The organism is Xanthobacter sp. 91, assembly GCF_000702385.1.
GTDB lineage: Bacteria > Pseudomonadota > Alphaproteobacteria > Rhizobiales > Xanthobacteraceae > Xanthobacter > Xanthobacter aminoxidans.
In genome coordinates, this window is record NZ_JNIB01000001.1 from 4,081,393 (window position 1) to 4,097,080 (window position 15,688).

Genomic DNA, 15,688 nt, shown 5'->3' on the forward strand with positions numbered 1-15,688 from the left:
CAACAGTTTTGGGTTTGGACCCAATGCGCGCGCTTCTTCAATGTCTGCCGGGATGATATGGTGTTTTCAGCAAAAATTATCGGCAGTCCTGTCAGCAGGGGTGCCCTTCAACGCGTGAGGTGCAGCCATGGCCACCCGGCCGATCCCGCTTCATTCCGACCCTCAGTCGGGGCCCGGTGCCATTGAGCCCATCGCCTTGACCTCGCTGGCGGAAGAGGCCTTCGTGAAGCTGGTGCAGGTCATCACCTCCGGTCGATACCTGCCGGGGCAGCGCCTGTCCGAATCGGAGCTTGCCCGCCAGCTCGGCATCAGCCGGGGGCCCCTCCGCGAGGCGCTGGGGCGCCTTGAGGGGCGCCTTGTGATGCGCACGCCCCGCATCGGCATTCGTGTCATCGACTTCCGTCCGGAAGAAGTGTCGCAGCTTTTCATTGTCCGCGAGGCCCTGGAGGGTATGGCGGCAAGGCTTGCTGCCGAACATATGACCACATCCGAGCTTGCGGCACTGGGCGATCTTCTGGAGGAGCATGGCCGGCAGCAGGATATTTCGTCCGGGCAGGCCTATCACCAGGGGGTCGGCGACGATGACTTCCATTTCGCCATCATCAAGGGTGCCCGTTGTGAGCAGTTGGAGCGCCTTCTTCTGGATGGTCTCTACTATCAGCTCCGCCTGCACCGGCTGAGGGCGAGCGCTCAGCCCGGCCGGGCCAAGGAGGCATTCGGCGAGCACCGGGAAATTCTGGCCGCGCTCCTCAGCCGGAGCCCGGATGCCGCCGAAGGCTGCATGCGGCGGCACATTCGCAATGCGCGCTTGAATGCCCTCTCCTCGATCCAGGCCTCTGCCGCGTCGCCCCGCGAGACGCGGCGACAGCAGCGTTCCTGTTGAGGGGCGCCCTGCGGCGCGGGCGCGTTGGCACGCTTCGTACCTTGCAGACAATCAGCCATGGAGAAACGCTCAAAAACAGCATGATCCAGTCCCGCCTGTCGGCAATTTTGGAAAACTGTTGACAGTTTGAGGGCGGCATGGGACTGACTTGGCCATCCGCACATGGATGCGGCGACAGCAATAATGGTAGCGGCAGCGTTTGCGTGGCTGCGCCGGATCCGTCCCAGGGGGCGGCCGGCGCCCGCGAGTCTCCCATTGAGGGCTCCAGCCACCAAATGTCAGAACAACACGCCGCGCCTACAGGGAGGTGTCGATGGTCTCGCGGCGAACAGTCTTGTTTGGCGGTGCGCTGGCACTGACTGGTGCTGGCTTGGGGCGGGCGCACGCACAGATGCAGCCCATAAAGGTCGGCGTGCTCGAAGACATGTCGGGGGTTTTTTCCGACCTCGGTGGGAATGGCACGACGATCGCGGCCCGGATGGCGGTCGAGGACTTCGGTGGCAAGGTGCTTGGACGCCCCATCGAGATCGTCAGCGGCGACCACCAGAACAAGCCGGACCTCGCCCTTTCCATTGCGCGCAAATGGTACGACATCGAAGGGGTCGGCCTCATCACCGGCCTGACCAACAGCGCGGTCGCGCTCGGTGTGCAGAAGCTTGCCGCCGACAAGAACAAGATCAACATCGTCCAGAATGCCTCGACGGACGTGTTGATCGAGCAGGACTGCTCCCCCAACGCCATCGTCTGGAACTGGACGGCGCGCACCATCGTCAGGCTTACGGTCGAGATGGCGATGAAGACCAGCGGCAAGACCTGGTACTTCATCGTCTCCGACTATGCGGGCGGCCGCATCATGGAGGACGAGGCCTCCCCTCTGATCAAGGCTGCGGGCGGCGCCGTGCTGGGAACCTCACGCCCGCCGGTGGGCGAGGCTGATTTCGCGTCCCATCTGCTCACCGCCCAGGCTTCCAAGGCGGAAGTTCTCGGGGTGGTTACTTTCGGGCAGGACTTCGTGAACCTTCTGCGCCAGTGCGTCGACTTCGGAATTGTGAAGACGATGCGTCCGGTCGCCCCGTTCGCCTTCCACTCCGACCTGAAGGCGGTGGGGCCGCAGGGTATCCAGGGCATGCCGGTTGCCGCGCCCTTCTACTGGGACCTCAATCCGGAGACCCGCGCCTTTTCCGATCGCTTCCGCAAGCTGACGGGCCGCCCGCCGGATGTCGGGCATGCCGGCACCTACAATGCGTTGATCCACTATTTCAAAGGCCTGCAGGCCGCCAATACGGATCAGACTGCGGACGTGCTCGCCGCCATGCGGAAGATGCCCATCAACGACATGTCCACGAAGGATGGCTTCATCCGCGGGGACGGCATGGTGGTGCGCCAGATCTACCGGTTCGTCGGCAAGACCCCGGCTGAATCGAAAGACCCCTGGGATCTCCTGAAGTTCGTGGACACCGTTTCGAAAGAGGCGGCGTTTCCCGCGCAGAAGGATCCGAAGTGCCGTCTCCTCAAGGTGTGATGGCGGCGCGCAGGTCGTGAGGTTCGATGTCGTCCGGACGTAAGGATGCGTGGGCGGCGGGCAGGGGTGTGGATCGGGGAGTAGGGCTTTGGCCGCGCAGCGTTCCATTCCGGCAGTTTTCATGCGTGGCGGCACGAGCAAGGCGCTCATGTTCCACGCGCGCGATCTGCCTCCTGATCGGGCGACGTGGGACGAAGTGTTCGCGGCGGCCATGGGGAGCCCGGATCCCTACGGGCGGCAATTGGACGGAATGGGGGGAGGTCTCTCCTCCCTTTCCAAGGTCTGCGTGGTCGGGCCCTCCCAGCGGCCGGACGCGGATGTCGACTACACCTTCGCGCAGGTCGCGATCGGCGCGTCGCGCGTCGACTACAGCGGCAACTGCGGGAATATGACTTCGGCCGTCGGGCCATTCGCACTGGACGAGATGATGCTCGCCCCGCAGGAAGACGGCGAGGCGCGGGTTCGCATCTTCAACACCAACACCAGCAAGCTCATCCATGCCACCTTTCCCGTCGAGGACGGGTGTGCGCGGTTCGACGGCGATCTGGCCATTCCCGGTGTGAGCGGGACGGGCGCTCCCATCCGGCTGGATTTCATCGATCCGGGCGGGGCGTCGACCGGCAGGCTGCTCCCCACCGGAGCCGTGCGCGACGTGCTGGATGTGCCGGGCCTGGGACGCATCGATGTCTCCATGGTGGACGCGGCCAATGCGGCCATCTTCGTGCGGGCTGAAGACGTGGGCCTCACGGGCCACGAGGCACCCCAGGAGCTGGACGCACGCGCCGACATTCTTGCCCGGCTCGATGCCATCCGCTGTGCGGCGTCGGTGGCAATGGGCATCGCGCCGGATGTGGAAGCCGCGCGGCGGATCCCCGTCATCCCCTTCATCTGTTTCGTCGCATCCGCGAAGGCCGGCGACGAAGGCGATCTCGTCATCCGCGCCATCTCCAACGGCCAGCCGCACCGGGCGCTGCCGCTCACCATTTCGCTCTGCGCGGCGGCGGCGGTGCAGATGGAGGGATCGGTCGTCGCCGAATGCCGCCGGCCGGAACGCTCCGCCGGACCCATGCGGCTGGCGATGCCCGCCGGTGTGCTGACGGTCGATGCCGACGTGGTGCGGACACCGGACGGCTGGCAGGTGCGCAGCGGCAGTTTCTACCGGACCGCGCGGCGATTGTTCGACGGCCGGGTCTGGGTGCCCGGGCACATCGGCATGGCAGCCGGAGGCCGGGTTTGAATCGCGCTCACGCTGGAGCGAAGGCCCGCGAGCTGAGATCTGACAAGGGGTATCGATGAACGAGAAGAGCCCTCATCCCAAGAGCAGCGTCCCCAATCCGTTCCGGGTGGCAATCCTCGACGACTACCAGGGAGTGGCGGCGCGGTTCTGGCCCCACGGCGCCATTGCCGGCGTGGAGACGGTTGCGTTCTCGGATCACGTGGCGACGTCCGAAGATCTGGTCCGGCGCCTGCGTGGCTTCCATGCGGTCATGCGCATCCGCGAGCGGACCGCCTTTCCGGCGGAGGTCATCAACGCCTTGCCCGATCTGAAGGTGATCCTGGCCACCGGCATGCGCAATGCCCGCTCCATCGACCTTTCCGCCGCCGACGCGCGGGGCATCTTCGTGTGCGCGACGGATGCCCTGCACCAGACCACCGTGGAGGTGACCTGGGCGCTGATCTTCTCGCTGACGCGCCACATGCCCCAGGAGACGGCCTCGCTGCGCGCGGGCGGCTGGCAGATCGGTCTCGGCCGCAACCTCGCGGGGCTCACCCTTGGCATCGTCGGCCTGGGCAACATGGGCATTCCCGTCTCCCGCATCGGCCAGATCCTGGGAATGAAGGTCGTTGCCTGGAGCCCCAACCTGACCCCCGAGCGCACCGCGCCCCATGGGGTGGAGTGCGTGTCCAAGTCCGATCTGTTCCGTCTGTCCGACGTGATCACGATCCACATGCCGTTGACGGATGCGACGCTCGGCCTTGTCGGCGACGCGGAGCTGGCGGAGATGAAGAGGGATGCCGTCATCATCAACACGGCACGTCCCCAGATCGTCAACGAGGAGGCGCTTGTCCGCGCTCTCCTGGAGCGACGGATCGGCGGTGCGGGTCTCGACGTGTTCGAGATCGAGCCGCTGCCGAAGGATCATCCGTTCAGAACGCTCACGAACGTGGTCGCTACGCCGCACATCGGCTTCGTCACCGAGGCGAACTACGAGATCTTCTACGGGCAGACGATTGAGAACCTACGCGCCTGGCTCGCCGGCGCGCCCATCAACCAGATCACTGCTGCCCGTCCCTTCCTGCCCGACTCGCAGGTGGCACGACAGATGTTCGCAGCGGGTCACGTCTGACCGGCCCCGAAACGCATCCAGGACATCGCCGGAGTTTCCGCATGACGCACTACAAGCTCTTCATCAACGGCCAATGGGTCGAGGAACCGGGACAGGAACGCTTTCCCGCCATCAACCCCTACACGCGCGAGGAGTGGGCCTCGCTGGCGCAGGCCAGCGACCAGCAGGTCGCGGACGCCATCGCGGCCGCCCGCACGGCCTTCGAGACCCACTGGTCCAAGACCTCCGGTGCCGAGCGCGCGCGGCTGATGACCAAGCTCGCCGACCTCTTGGCCGCGGACGCGCCGCGCATGGGCCGGCTGGAGAGCACGGACAACGGCAAGGTCATCCGCGAGACGCAGAGCCAGATGCTGTTCGCGGCGCGGCAGTATCGCTTCTTCGCCGGCTATGCGGACAAGCTCTGGGGCAAGACCATCCCGCTCGATCAGCGCGACACGCTCGACTACACGGTGCGCGATCCCATCGGCGTGTGCGTGCTGATCACTGCCTGGAACTCCCCCATGGGGCTCCTGTCCAACAAGCTCGCCCCCGCATTGGCCGCCGGCAATTGCGTGGTGATCAAGCCCTCCGAGCACGCGTCGGCGACCACGCTGGAGTTCGCGAAACTCGTGGAGGCCGCAGGCTTTCCGCCCGGCGTCGTCAACGTCGTCACCGGGGATGCGCGGGTCGGCAAGGCGCTGCTGGCCTCGGGGCGGATCGACCGCGTGAGCTTTACGGGCAGCCCCGGCGTGGGGCGCGAGATCGCCGCCGTGGCGGGCCGGGCCCTGGTGCCGGCCACCCTGGAGCTGGGCGGCAAGTCGCCCAACATCATTTTCGACGATGCCGACCTCAAGAAGGCGATCATCGGTGCGCTGGCCGGCATCTTCGCCGCCACCGGCCAGACCTGCATCGCCGGATCGCGCCTGCTGGTTCAGCGCGGCGTCTACAACCAGGTGGTGGAGACGCTGGTGGAGCGCGCAAGCCGCATCCGGCTCGGCGATCCCTGCGATCCCGCGACCGAGATGGGCACCGCGGCCAACGAGCCCCAGTTCGCCCGCATCCTCGGCATGATCGACGCCGCCAAGCGGGACGGCGCGACCCTCGCCGCCGGCGGTGGCGCCGCCGAAGGCCCGGGGCTCGGGAAGGGCTTCTTCGTGCAGCCCACCATCTTCAAGGATGTCCGGAACGACATGACCATCGCCCAGGAGGAGGTGTTCGGCCCCGTCCTGTCGATCCTGCCGTTCGATACCGAGGAAGAGGCGATCGAGATCGGCAACGACACCCGCTACGGCCTCGCGGCCGGCGTGTGGACGGAAAGCCTGCAACGCGCCATGCGCGTTTCCCGGTCCATCCGGGCCGGCACGGTCTGGGTCAATACGTATCGCGCGGTCGCGGTCCAGGCGCCCTTCGGCGGCTTCAAGGAGAGCGGCTTCGGGCGCGAGCGCGGCGAAGTGGCGCTCGATGAATTCACGAGCATTCGCAACGTGATGATCGATTTTTCCAACGAGGAGCGCGATCCGTTCGCGGTCAAGCTATGATCGAGCACGCTTACGACGTCGTTGTTGTCGGCTGCGGCATTGCGGGCCTCTCCGCCGCTGTCTCCGCCGCTGAGACCGGTCGCCGCGTGGCCGTCCTTGAGCGCTCCTGCATCGAGGAGCGGGGCGGCAACACGCGCTGGACCGAAGCCTTCATGCGCATGAAGAACGAAAACGAGGTCTCCGACGACTTCGAAGAGCACTTCATGCAGAACGCGGGGTGGAACCTCGATCCGTCGCTGATCGCCGAAACCGGCCGTCCCTATGCGGATTGGTCCCCCATCGTGAAGGCGCTCTCCTTCACCGATCCTGAGGTGATCTCGACGCTCGCGCGGGAGGCCGGCCCGACGCTCTCCTGGCTTCGCGGCGCCGGGATCAAATTCTCCGACATGGCGACGTATCTGATCACCTCCTCCACCACCCGCATCTGCCCGGTGGGCGGGGGCCTCGCTTTGGTGGAGGCGCTTGCCACCACCGCCGAGAAGCTCGGCGTCGACTTCCACTACGAGACCAGCGCGCGCGGCCTCGTGCGGGCCGAGGATGGGTCGGTCGCCGGGATCATGGCGCAGACGGGGGACGGCATGCGCCGCTTCCTCGGGAAGGTGGTGCTGGCCTGCGGCGGGTTCGAAGGCAATTCGGAGATGCAGGCGCGCTACTACGGGGCGCAGGCGCGGTACATCCGTCCCGTCGCCCGGGGCGGCTATTACAATCGCGGCGAGGGCATCAAGATGGCCCTCGAAGCCGGAGCGGCTCCTTGCGGTGACTACACCGAGTACCACGCCGAGCCCATCGACCCGCGATCGGGGCAGTCCGAGCCCATCGTCTTCGTGTTTCCCTATGGCATCCTGGTTGAACGCGACGGCCAGCGCTTCGTCGATGAGGCGTCGGGCACCGTGGATACGATCTATGAAAACATCGCACGCCTGATCGGGCGGCTGCCGGGCGGAACCGCCTATGTGATCTGCGACGCGCGGCTGGACGATGTGCCGAACTGGCAGCGCACGGTGCGGAGCGACAAGAAGCCGTTCACGGCGGACACGCTGGAAGGCCTCGCGCTTCAGCTCGACATCCCGCCGCAGAAACTGGCTGCGACGGTGGCGGCGTTCAACGCGGCAACGCGGCCGGGCACCTTCCAGCCGCTCGAGTGCGACGGGCTCTCGACCGAGGGCATTTCGCCGCCAAAGTCGAACTGGGCGCTGCCCCTCGCCCAGGGGCCGTTCCGTGCGTGGCCGATCAGCTCGGCCAATTGCTTCACCTTCGGCGGGCTGCGCTGCAACGCCAACGCCCAGGTGGTCGACCATGACGGCCAGCCCATCGCCAATCTCTACGCGGCCGGAGAGACCATGGGCATCTATTACGGCCGGTATACCGGGGCGACCTCGGTGCTGCGGGGGGCCGTCTTCGGCCGGATCGCCGGCCGTCACGCGGTTGGCGTGAACTGATCGACCAGCCGGAGACAGGCGCATGCGGCTCGATCAGATGGTCTCCGTTCTGCGGAGCAAGAATGCCGGGCCGCTGGTCCTGACCTTCGACCTCGTCTTTCCCGACGAGGACCGCTTCAACCACGTGGCCGCCGCGGCTGAAACGCTGCGCGCGGAGGTCGCGCGGCGCTATGGCGAAGCGCTGGAGCGGGTCGCCGTCCACATCTACCGTCCTGCGCTGGCCATCAAGATATCGATCCCCCGAAAGGTGATGTCGGGGGATCCCGGCGACCGTGACGTCTACGGCGCCCAACAGCACGCGCCGCTGCTTGGAATCGACTTATGAACGGCATCGGCACCCTTCTCGACGACATCGCGTCCGGCCGTCGGCGCAGCATCCGCATCCTTGGGGCGTCAGGGCAGCTCGGCTATGGCATTCCCGCGGCGGCATTCGAGGCCGGCCTTGCGCGCCGGCCGGACATGATCGGCTGCGACATGGGGTCGATCGACATCGGCCCCGCCTATCTCGGCAGCGGGAAGATGGCCACATCCCGGACCAGTACGAAGCAGGATCTGCGCCGGGTCCTTGGCGGCGCCCGGCAGCTCGGCGTCCCGTTGGTGATCGGCTCTGCCGGATCGGCGGGCGCCGCGCCGCATCTGGAAGGCACGCTGGAGCTGGTGCGCGAGATCGCGGCGGAAGACGGCCTGTCCTTCACGCTTGCGTACATGCCCGCCGACATTTCCCGCTCCGCCGTCAAGGCGGCGTTGCGCGAAGGCCGTATCAGGCCGGTGGATACCATGCCCGACCTCACAGAGGCGGATGTGGACGCCGCCGCTCACATCGTCGGGCAAATGGGTGTGGAGGCCTTTCAGCGCGCCCTGCAGTCCGGCGCCGACGTGATCATTGCCGGCCGCGCATGCGATACCGGGATATTCTCCGCCTTGCCAATCATGGCCGGCCTTCCGGTGGGGCTGGCGATCCACATGGCGAAAATCGTCGAATGTGCGTCCATTTGCTGCCGTCCCGGCGGGCGCGACGCGATCCTGGCGACGATAGATCGCGACGGGTTCGAGCTTGAGAGCATGAACCCTGAGCGCGCCGCCACCCCGGCCTCCGTGGCCGGCCACAGCCTCTATGAACAGGCAGACCCTTTCACCATCCGCGAACCGGCCGGGGCGGTCGATCTCTCCAACGCCCGCTTCGAGGCGCTGGACGCGCGGCGCACCCGCGTCTCCGGCGCGGACTTTTGCCCCGCTTCGCGCCAGACCATCAAGCTGGAGGGGGCCGTGTCCGTCGGGTCGCGGGCCGTGCTGCTGTGCGCGGCGGCGGATCCCAACTTCATCCTGCACATCGCGGGGGTCGTGGACCGGATCAAGGAGGTGGTGCGTGACCTCGTGTGCGAGAACGCGCCGGAGGACTACCAGCTCGCGTTCCGCCTGTACGGCATCGACGGTGTCCGTCCGCTCGACGTCGATGGCGCGCCCCCTTCGCCCCATGAAGTCTTCATACTCGGTGAGTGTCTCGCGCCAAACCCGGATCGCGCGATGCAAGTGATGCGGACGACCAAGCAATATCTGCTGCATCTGGGGTTCGAGGGGCGCATGTCGACCGCTGGTAATCTGGCCTTTCCCTTTACGCCCCCGGAGGTTGATCTTGGGCCAGCCTACCGATTCAACATTTACCACATCATGGAAGTCGACGATATCGCGGCGCACTTCCCGCTATTTATTGAGGAAATAAAGATATAGGATAGATGGGGGTCGGCATGATCTCCCATCTCGATGCCCATATGGCGCCGACCCATCCTGTGCGCGACGGGGCCATCTCGGCCGACGATCAAACGGGGGGAACGCGCGCCTGACGGGTCCGTGGCCGCGCAAGCCGTGGTCGCGATCCAGCTTGCCCTTGAGGCCACATGGTCCGTTGCGATGACACGGTCCCGCAACCGCCCTATGGTCATCTGCGAATCATGTGGGCGGCGATAGGGGCGGCGATGTCGAGCGTCCGGGTACTGTTACTTTATCCGCGGTTTGCGCAGGACAGCTTCTGGCGCAATCTGGAGCTGGCGCGGCTCAAGGGCGCGCGCTGCATGGCGCCGCCGCTGGGCCTCATCACCGTCGCCGCGCTTCTGCCGGCGCACTGGGAGGCGCGCCTGTGCGACCTGAACGCCCGTGCGCTGGACCCGGCTGATCTCGAATGGGCGGACGTGGTGTTCGTCAGCGGCATGCTGCCCCAGCGCCAGGAGGCGCTGGCCGCCGTCGCTGCCATGCAGGCGGCGGGCAAGGTGGTGGTGGTGGGCGGACCGGACGTGTCCTCGAGCCCCGAAGCCTATGCGGCTGCCGACTTCCGTGTCCTCGGCGAGGCGGAGGCGACGCTCTCCACCTTCGTCGAAGCCTGGGAGAGCGGTGCCCGCTCCGGCCTCATCACCACGCCCGAAGAGCGGCCGGCCGTGACCCAAACGCCGGTGCCGCGCTTCGATCTGCTCCACCTGCCGGACTATCTGTTCGTGGGCGTGCAGTTCTCGCGCGGTTGCCCCTTCACCTGCGAGTTCTGCGACATCATCGAGCTGTATGGCCGGGTGCCGCGCACCAAGACGGCGGCGCAGATGCTGGCGGAGCTGGATGCGCTTTACGCGCTCGGCTATCGCGGCCATGTGGATTTCGTCGATGACAATCTCATCGGCAACAAGAAGGCGGTGAAGGCCTTCCTGCCGCACCTGATCGAATGGCAGCGGGCGCACGGCCACCCGTTCCACTTCTCCACCGAGGCCTCGCTCAACCTCGCGGACGATAGCGCGCTGCTGGATCAGATGGCTGAGGCCGGGTTCTATCTGGTGTTCGTGGGCATCGAGAGCCCCGATCCCGAGGTCCTGCGCTCCACGCAGAAGAAGCAGAACACCAAGCGCGACATCGCCGCCAGCGTCCACCGCATCTATGCCGCCGGCATCGTGGTGATCGCGGGCTTCATCGTCGGCTTCGACAATGAGTCCCCCGACGCGGCGGATGCCATGGCGGAACTGATCGAGGAGGCGGCCATCCCGGTGGTTTCGCTGGGCCTGCTCTACGCGCTTCCCGATACCCAGCTCTCCCGCCGGCTTGAGCGGGAAGGGCGGATGTTCCCGATCAAGGAAGAGGACTTCCGCCACGGGGACCAGACCGGCGCCGGCCTCAATTTCGCGACGCTGGAGCCGCGCATCGACGTGCTGCGGCGCTACCGCGAGGTCTATGCCCGGGTCTATGCCCCGCGCGCCTTCTTCGGCCGCATCCGCCGGCTTTCTGAACTCGTCGGGCGGCAGGAAGGGGCGGTCGCCGCGACCAAGCCGCCCGCCGCGACCGAGCCGCCGGCCCCGCCGGCGCCCATCGACGTCAGGCAGATGGTCGCCGATCTCGGACGGCTGTTCGGCGTGCTCGCCACCGTCACCTGGCGCCATCCGCGGGCGGCGGTGCACATCTGGCCGGTGGCGTTGCGCGGGCTGAAGCGGCTGGACAGGCTGGAGCAATTGCTCTCGCTGGCGCTGTTCTACATGCATCTCGGCCCCTTCTCCCGGAAGGTGGTGCGCGACGTCTCGCGGCAGATCGCCGAGATCGAGGCGGGCCGCTGGGCCGATCCCCGGGTGAAGGCGGAGGGGCGGCCGCAAGAGGGGGCATCCCCCATGCGCGCGGCAGAGTGAGGCCCGGCGGAGTGAGGCGTCCCGTGGAGCTTTGCTGTTGACGTCGCGCGCGCCTTGGGTTCAATCCGCCCCGGCGCCCGTCCGGCGGGCGCCGTTTCTTCCGGATTGGTCCTCCCCCATGCGCTGCCTTCGTTTCCTTGCGGTCCCGCTGCTCGCCGTTCTGGGCGGTTTCCTTGTTGCCGGCGGGCCGAATGCCGCCCATGCCGCGGGCTGCACGGCGCGGCCCTCGCCGGCGCTTTCCATGCCTGCCGGCGTCAAGGCGCTCAGGGAGGGCCAGCCCCTGCGCATCCTCGCCATCGGCTCCTCAACCACGGCAGGCGTGGGCGCATCGAGCGGCGACACCAACTATCCGAGCCAGCTCGCCCGCCGCCTGACAGCGGCACTGGGCGAAGGGCGGGTCGCCATGGTGAATGCCGGCGTCTCGGGAGAGACCGGGCCGTCCACGCTGGCGCGCCTCAAGTCGCTCGTGCAGACCCAGCCGGCGCCTCAACTGGTGCTGTGGCAGGTAGGGACGAACGACGTGATCTTCGGCGGCGATCCGACCCGGCTGCGCGCCACGGTCGCGGATGGCCTCGCCGCCATCGCGGCGTCGGGCGCAGCGGTGGTGGTCATCGACCAGCAGTATTTCCCCGGCATCAACGATCTCGCCCGCTATGAGGCGTTCGTCGCGGCGGTGAATGCCGCGGCCTCGGCGCGCGGCGTGCCGCTGCTGCGCCGCTACGCCATGATGAAGCAGTGGGCCGCGGAAGACCCGAAGGGTTTCCGCGGCACCCTGTCGTGGGACAGCTTTCACATGAATGACGCCGGCTACGCCTGCCTCGCCGATGCTTTGGCACCCGCCATCATCGCGGCGGCGAAGCAGGGCGGTGGCGGCGGCACGGCTTCGGCCAAGCCGGCACGCTGAACCGGCGCGCTGAGCCTCAGGCCGCCGCCGCGCCGGTCCGCGTGAGCCAGTCGCGCATGGCCGTCATGTCGGTGGGCGTGAGGCCATGGCCGCCCGGCAGCGAGCGGTGCTCCACGCGGGCGCCCCGCTCATTGAGCTGGACAGCCAGCCGGGCCGCGTTGTTCGCGGGCACGATGGGGTCGGCGGCGCCCGAGAGCATCAGCACCGGCGTTCCCGGAAGGGTGCCCGCCGGCGGGTTGGCCAGCGGCACCATGGCCCGCAGCAGGGCCGCACCGGAGAGCACGTCCGGACGCAGCATCAGCACGGCCGCGGCGATGTTCGCGCCGTTGGAGAAGCCCACCGCCACCGGGGCGGCAAGGCCATAGGCGGTGCGCGCCTCGCCGATGAAATCGGCCAGCTCGTGGGCGCGCCGCACCACGTCTTCCTCATCGAACACGCCTTCCGCCAGCCGGCGGAAGAAGCGCGGCATTCCGCCTTCGCTGATCTTGCCGCGGGGCGACAGCAACGCCGCGCCGGGCGAGAGCATCCGGCCGAGGGGGATGAGATCATTCTCGTCGCCGCCGGTGCCATGGAGCAGCAGCAGCGGTGCGGCGGCCGGATCGGTGGCGGGCACGAAGCGGTGGGTGAAGGAGAGGGCGCCCCGCGCGGGGGCGGCAAGCGCATCAGGAACGGTGGTCATTGGGGCAGTTCCTTTCCGGCCCGGCCGCTGGTGCGGCCGGGCGATGATGGGGTGTCGGGCCTGTCCACTCAGGCGACCTGCGGCAGAACCCGCTCGATCTCGGCGCGGTGCGCCTCGTACTGGGCCGGCAGCTTCAGCGCCTCGCCGAGATGCTCGGGCGCCTCGTCCACGGCGAAGCCGGGATCGTCGGTGGCGATCTCGAACAGCACGCCGCCGGGCTCGCGGAAGTAGACGGAGCGGAAGTAGTTCCGGTCCCGCTGCTCGGTGACGTGGCGGCCGTGGCGGGCCGTCAGCTTCTCCACCATCTCGGCCTGGGCCGCGTCGTCAGCGGCGCGGAAGGCGATGTGGTGGACGCTGCCGCGTCCCTGGCGACCGGAGAGGAAGCCGCCGGCCTCGCGGATGTCCACGATGCCGCCGACCGCAACCCCCGGCGCCCGGTAGCGGATGCGGGTGCCTTCGCGCCCGGCCTCCTCGAAGCCGAACACGTCGGTGAGGATGTCCGCGGTGGCGCCGGCCTCCTTCAACAGGAGGGTCACGGAATGCATGCCGCGGATGGCGTGCGCCTCCGGCACCTCGCCGCCGGCCCAGGCGGGCTCGGCCTCGATGCCGGGGACGCCGACGAGGGCGATGCGCATCCCGTCCGGGTCCTTGAAGGCGATCACCGTCTCACCGAAGCGCTTCTCCGGCAGGTCCGGCGAAAGGCCGGCGGTGATCAGGCGTTCGGTCCAGTAGCTCACCGCCGCTTCCGGGATGCGGAACGCGGTCTCCTGCGTCTCGCCCACGCCCGCCCGGCCGGTGCCGGTGGCTTCCCAGGGGAAGAAGGTGAGGATGGAGCCGGGCGAGCCGGCGGCATCGCCGAAATAGAAGTGATAGGTGCCGGGATCGTCGAAATTGACGGTCTTCTTCACCAGCCGCAGCCCGAGGGTGCGGGTGTAGAAGTCCAGATTGCGACGGGCCGGGCCGGCGATGGCGGTGACGTGGTGAAGTCCGATGCTGCGCATGGTCTGCTCCTTGATCCTCTGGGCGGCACCGTGGCCGCCGTTGAAGTCAATTTATGCAAGCGCTGACGGAATTGAAGTCTACATTCATTGCATCTTTGCAATCTGAAAATGCGAGGGGTTCGGGCGGTCCCAGGCGCGCTGTCCTGCGAATTGCGAGGACAGGATTGCGTGGCGGTATGATCGTGGCGCGTCCCGCAGGGGCCTGTGGCAAAAATGCTTTTACCTCACGGAAATGCGCATGAATCCTTGGCTTGTCCGGCGCTCGGAATCCCCTTCCGGCACCCGCAATGGTAAGGATCGCTGCATGGGCAAGGGGCGGGGCCTTGCCAGCAAAAGCCGGATGGTCAGGCATGCTGGTGAAGCGGTACAATACTCGGGTTGCGGACCCGAGCAGGGGTAGCTTGGGGGCGAGGGCGTCCGTGCGCGGCAGCGTGCTGGCTGTGGCGCTGAGCGTGCTGGCGGGACCGGCGCTGGCAGCGCAGCAAACCGCGCTGGCGGATTCCGACCCTGAATTCAACACCCTGTTCGACCAGTCCATGAAGCGTCCTGCGGACGTGGAACTGGCCTTCCGCCTTGCCCGGCGTGCGGTGGAGGTGGGCGACTACGAGGCCGCCATCGGCGTCTACGAGCGCATTCTCTTCTACAATCCCAAGCTGGTCCGCGTGCGCCTCGAGCTGGCGCGGCTCTATTACCGGCTCGGCTCCTATGAATCCGCGCGCGCCTATTTCGAGCCCATCGCCCAGTCGCCGGAACTGACCGGGCAGGAGCGGGACAATATCGCCGCCTATCTGGTGGAGATCGACCGCCGCCTCTCCACCAACCAGTGGAGTGTCTACGGGCAGGTGGGCGTGCGCTACCAGTCCAACGCCAATTACGGCCCCTCCAGCCGCCTCGTGATCGGGCAGGACGTGGGCGCGCTGCTGCCGCCGAGCGCGGCCGCGCAGGCGGACGGCAACGCCTTCGCGCTCGCCTCCATCCGCCACGTCTATGACTTCGGCAACCAGCGCGGCGATGTCTGGGAAACCAACCTTAATCTCTATTATTCGCAGCAGTTCCAACTGCAGCAGCTGAACCTGGGCTTTGCCGAATTCAACACCGGTCCGCGCTTCGCGCTGGCGCCGGACGCGCTGCCGGGCTCGTCCATCCGCGCCTATGTGCTTGCGGGCGGCGTGGCGCTGGGCGGATCGGGCTATCTCGGCACCTACGGCGCGGGCGTATCGCTCTATCTGCCGTTCAGCGCCTGGTTCGGGCTGGAGCCCTTCGCGGAGATCCGCCAGCGCGACTACCAGTCGTCGCAGGATTATCCCACCGCCTCCTTCCAGAGCGGCGAGATGTGGACGGTGGGCGGCAACGCCTTCGGCCGCATCACCGACGATTGGCGCTGGCGCGCGCGGCTCTCCTACAACGACGCCTCGGGCGACCTGCCCTGGTACTCCTACAACACCTTCGCGGTGGACCTCGCGCTGCCGTTCGAGTTCCAGGGCCTGTGGGGCGTGAAGCGCTGGATCGTCATCCCGAGCGTCGGCTACACACGCTACAATTATGATGCGCCAAACCCGTTCATCACCAGGTTCATCACGGAACAGGACAACCAGTACCGGGTCGGCCTCGCACTGGACGTTCCGGTCCACGAGCAGTGGGGGCTGCTGACGCAGGTCCAGTACAGCTGGTCCACATCGACCTTGCCGAACTATGCGTTCGACAATTTCAGCGTTTCCATCGGCCCGAACGTGCGGTTCTGAGGA

At 67.3% G+C, this 15,688-nt stretch carries 13 protein-coding genes; 11 read left to right on the top strand and 2 right to left on the bottom strand.

The genetic code is table 11. The features are described 5' to 3' along the window. Positions 1-127 precede the first annotated feature (127 nt). From A37E_RS0119170 to A37E_RS26095, 10 genes are all read left to right on the top strand, one after another. A complete protein-coding gene (locus A37E_RS0119170; protein WP_051679179.1) occupies positions 128-883 on the top strand; it encodes a GntR family transcriptional regulator in 756 nt (251 codons plus the stop codon). Between the two features lie 313 nt (positions 884-1,196). After that, a complete protein-coding gene (locus A37E_RS0119175) occupies positions 1,197-2,405 on the top strand; it encodes an ABC transporter substrate-binding protein (protein WP_029558084.1) in 1,209 nt (402 codons plus the stop codon). Positions 2,406-2,493: 88 nt separating this feature from the next. Beyond that, positions 2,494-3,642, top strand: a complete 1,149-nt coding sequence (locus tag A37E_RS0119180; protein ID WP_081837684.1) for a PrpF domain-containing protein — start codon at positions 2,494-2,496, stop codon at positions 3,640-3,642. 55 nt (positions 3,643-3,697) lie between these two features. Continuing rightward, the gene (locus A37E_RS0119185; protein ID WP_081837685.1) at positions 3,698-4,753 is read left to right on the top strand and encodes a D-2-hydroxyacid dehydrogenase family protein; all 1,056 of its coding nucleotides are present in this window, start codon (positions 3,698-3,700) and stop codon (positions 4,751-4,753) included. A 41-nt stretch (positions 4,754-4,794) separates the two neighbouring features. After that, on the top strand, positions 4,795-6,270 hold the full coding sequence (locus A37E_RS0119190) for an aldehyde dehydrogenase (protein WP_029558087.1): 1,476 nt from the start codon (positions 4,795-4,797) through the stop codon (positions 6,268-6,270). Continuing rightward, entirely contained in the window at positions 6,267-7,709 is a 1,443-nt protein-coding gene (locus A37E_RS0119195; protein ID WP_029558088.1) for an FAD-dependent oxidoreductase, read from the top strand. The genes A37E_RS0119190 and A37E_RS0119195 overlap by 4 nt, the downstream gene beginning before the upstream one ends. A 22-nt stretch (positions 7,710-7,731) precedes the next feature. Beyond that, the gene (locus A37E_RS0119200; RefSeq protein ID WP_029558089.1) at positions 7,732-8,034 is read left to right on the top strand and encodes a DUF4387 domain-containing protein; all 303 of its coding nucleotides are present in this window, start codon (positions 7,732-7,734) and stop codon (positions 8,032-8,034) included. Next, on the top strand, positions 8,031-9,437 hold the full coding sequence (locus tag A37E_RS0119205) for an acyclic terpene utilization AtuA family protein (RefSeq protein ID WP_029558090.1): 1,407 nt from the start codon (positions 8,031-8,033) through the stop codon (positions 9,435-9,437). The genes A37E_RS0119200 and A37E_RS0119205 overlap by 4 nt, the downstream gene beginning before the upstream one ends. 245 nt (positions 9,438-9,682) lie before the next feature. Next, entirely contained in the window at positions 9,683-11,359 is a 1,677-nt protein-coding gene (locus tag A37E_RS0119215) for a B12-binding domain-containing radical SAM protein (protein ID WP_051679181.1), read from the top strand. 118 nt (positions 11,360-11,477) lie between these two features. Further along, a complete protein-coding gene (locus A37E_RS26095) occupies positions 11,478-12,263 on the top strand; it encodes an SGNH/GDSL hydrolase family protein (protein ID WP_051679182.1) in 786 nt (261 codons plus the stop codon). Between the two features lie 16 nt (positions 12,264-12,279). Here A37E_RS26095 and A37E_RS0119225 read toward each other — a convergent pair whose 3' ends face one another. Together A37E_RS0119225 and A37E_RS0119230 are read right to left on the bottom strand one after the other, a co-directional pair. Beyond that, positions 12,280-12,942 (bottom strand): alpha/beta hydrolase, encoded by a 663-nt coding sequence (locus A37E_RS0119225; protein ID WP_051679183.1) that lies wholly within the window; start codon positions 12,940-12,942, stop codon positions 12,280-12,282. A gap of 68 nt (positions 12,943-13,010) precedes the next feature. After that, positions 13,011-13,943 (bottom strand): ring-cleaving dioxygenase, encoded by a 933-nt coding sequence (locus A37E_RS0119230; protein WP_029558094.1) that lies wholly within the window; start codon positions 13,941-13,943, stop codon positions 13,011-13,013. 419 nt (positions 13,944-14,362) lie between these two features. Between A37E_RS0119230 and A37E_RS0119235 the strand changes: the two genes are divergently transcribed. Further along, positions 14,363-15,685 (top strand): tetratricopeptide repeat protein, encoded by a 1,323-nt coding sequence (locus A37E_RS0119235; protein ID WP_051679184.1) that lies wholly within the window; start codon positions 14,363-14,365, stop codon positions 15,683-15,685. Positions 15,686-15,688 lie beyond the last annotated feature (3 nt).

Coding starts and splice junctions, on each gene's coding strand:
- A37E_RS0119225 (WP_051679183.1), bottom strand. CDS start 12,942: ATGACCACCGTTCCTGATGCGCTTGCCGCCCCCGCGCGGGGCGCCCTC.
- A37E_RS0119205 (WP_029558090.1), top strand. CDS start 8,031: ATGAACGGCATCGGCACCCTTCTCGACGACATCGCGTCCGGCCGTCGG.
- A37E_RS0119170 (WP_051679179.1), top strand. CDS start 128: ATGGCCACCCGGCCGATCCCGCTTCATTCCGACCCTCAGTCGGGGCCC.
- A37E_RS0119215 (WP_051679181.1), top strand. CDS start 9,683: ATGTCGAGCGTCCGGGTACTGTTACTTTATCCGCGGTTTGCGCAGGAC.
- A37E_RS0119185 (WP_081837685.1), top strand. CDS start 3,698: ATGAACGAGAAGAGCCCTCATCCCAAGAGCAGCGTCCCCAATCCGTTC.
- A37E_RS0119190 (WP_029558087.1), top strand. CDS start 4,795: ATGACGCACTACAAGCTCTTCATCAACGGCCAATGGGTCGAGGAACCG.
- A37E_RS26095 (WP_051679182.1), top strand. CDS start 11,478: ATGCGCTGCCTTCGTTTCCTTGCGGTCCCGCTGCTCGCCGTTCTGGGC.
- A37E_RS0119195 (WP_029558088.1), top strand. CDS start 6,267: ATGATCGAGCACGCTTACGACGTCGTTGTTGTCGGCTGCGGCATTGCG.
- A37E_RS0119230 (WP_029558094.1), bottom strand. CDS start 13,943: ATGCGCAGCATCGGACTTCACCACGTCACCGCCATCGCCGGCCCGGCC.
- A37E_RS0119200 (WP_029558089.1), top strand. CDS start 7,732: ATGCGGCTCGATCAGATGGTCTCCGTTCTGCGGAGCAAGAATGCCGGG.
- A37E_RS0119175 (WP_029558084.1), top strand. CDS start 1,197: ATGGTCTCGCGGCGAACAGTCTTGTTTGGCGGTGCGCTGGCACTGACT.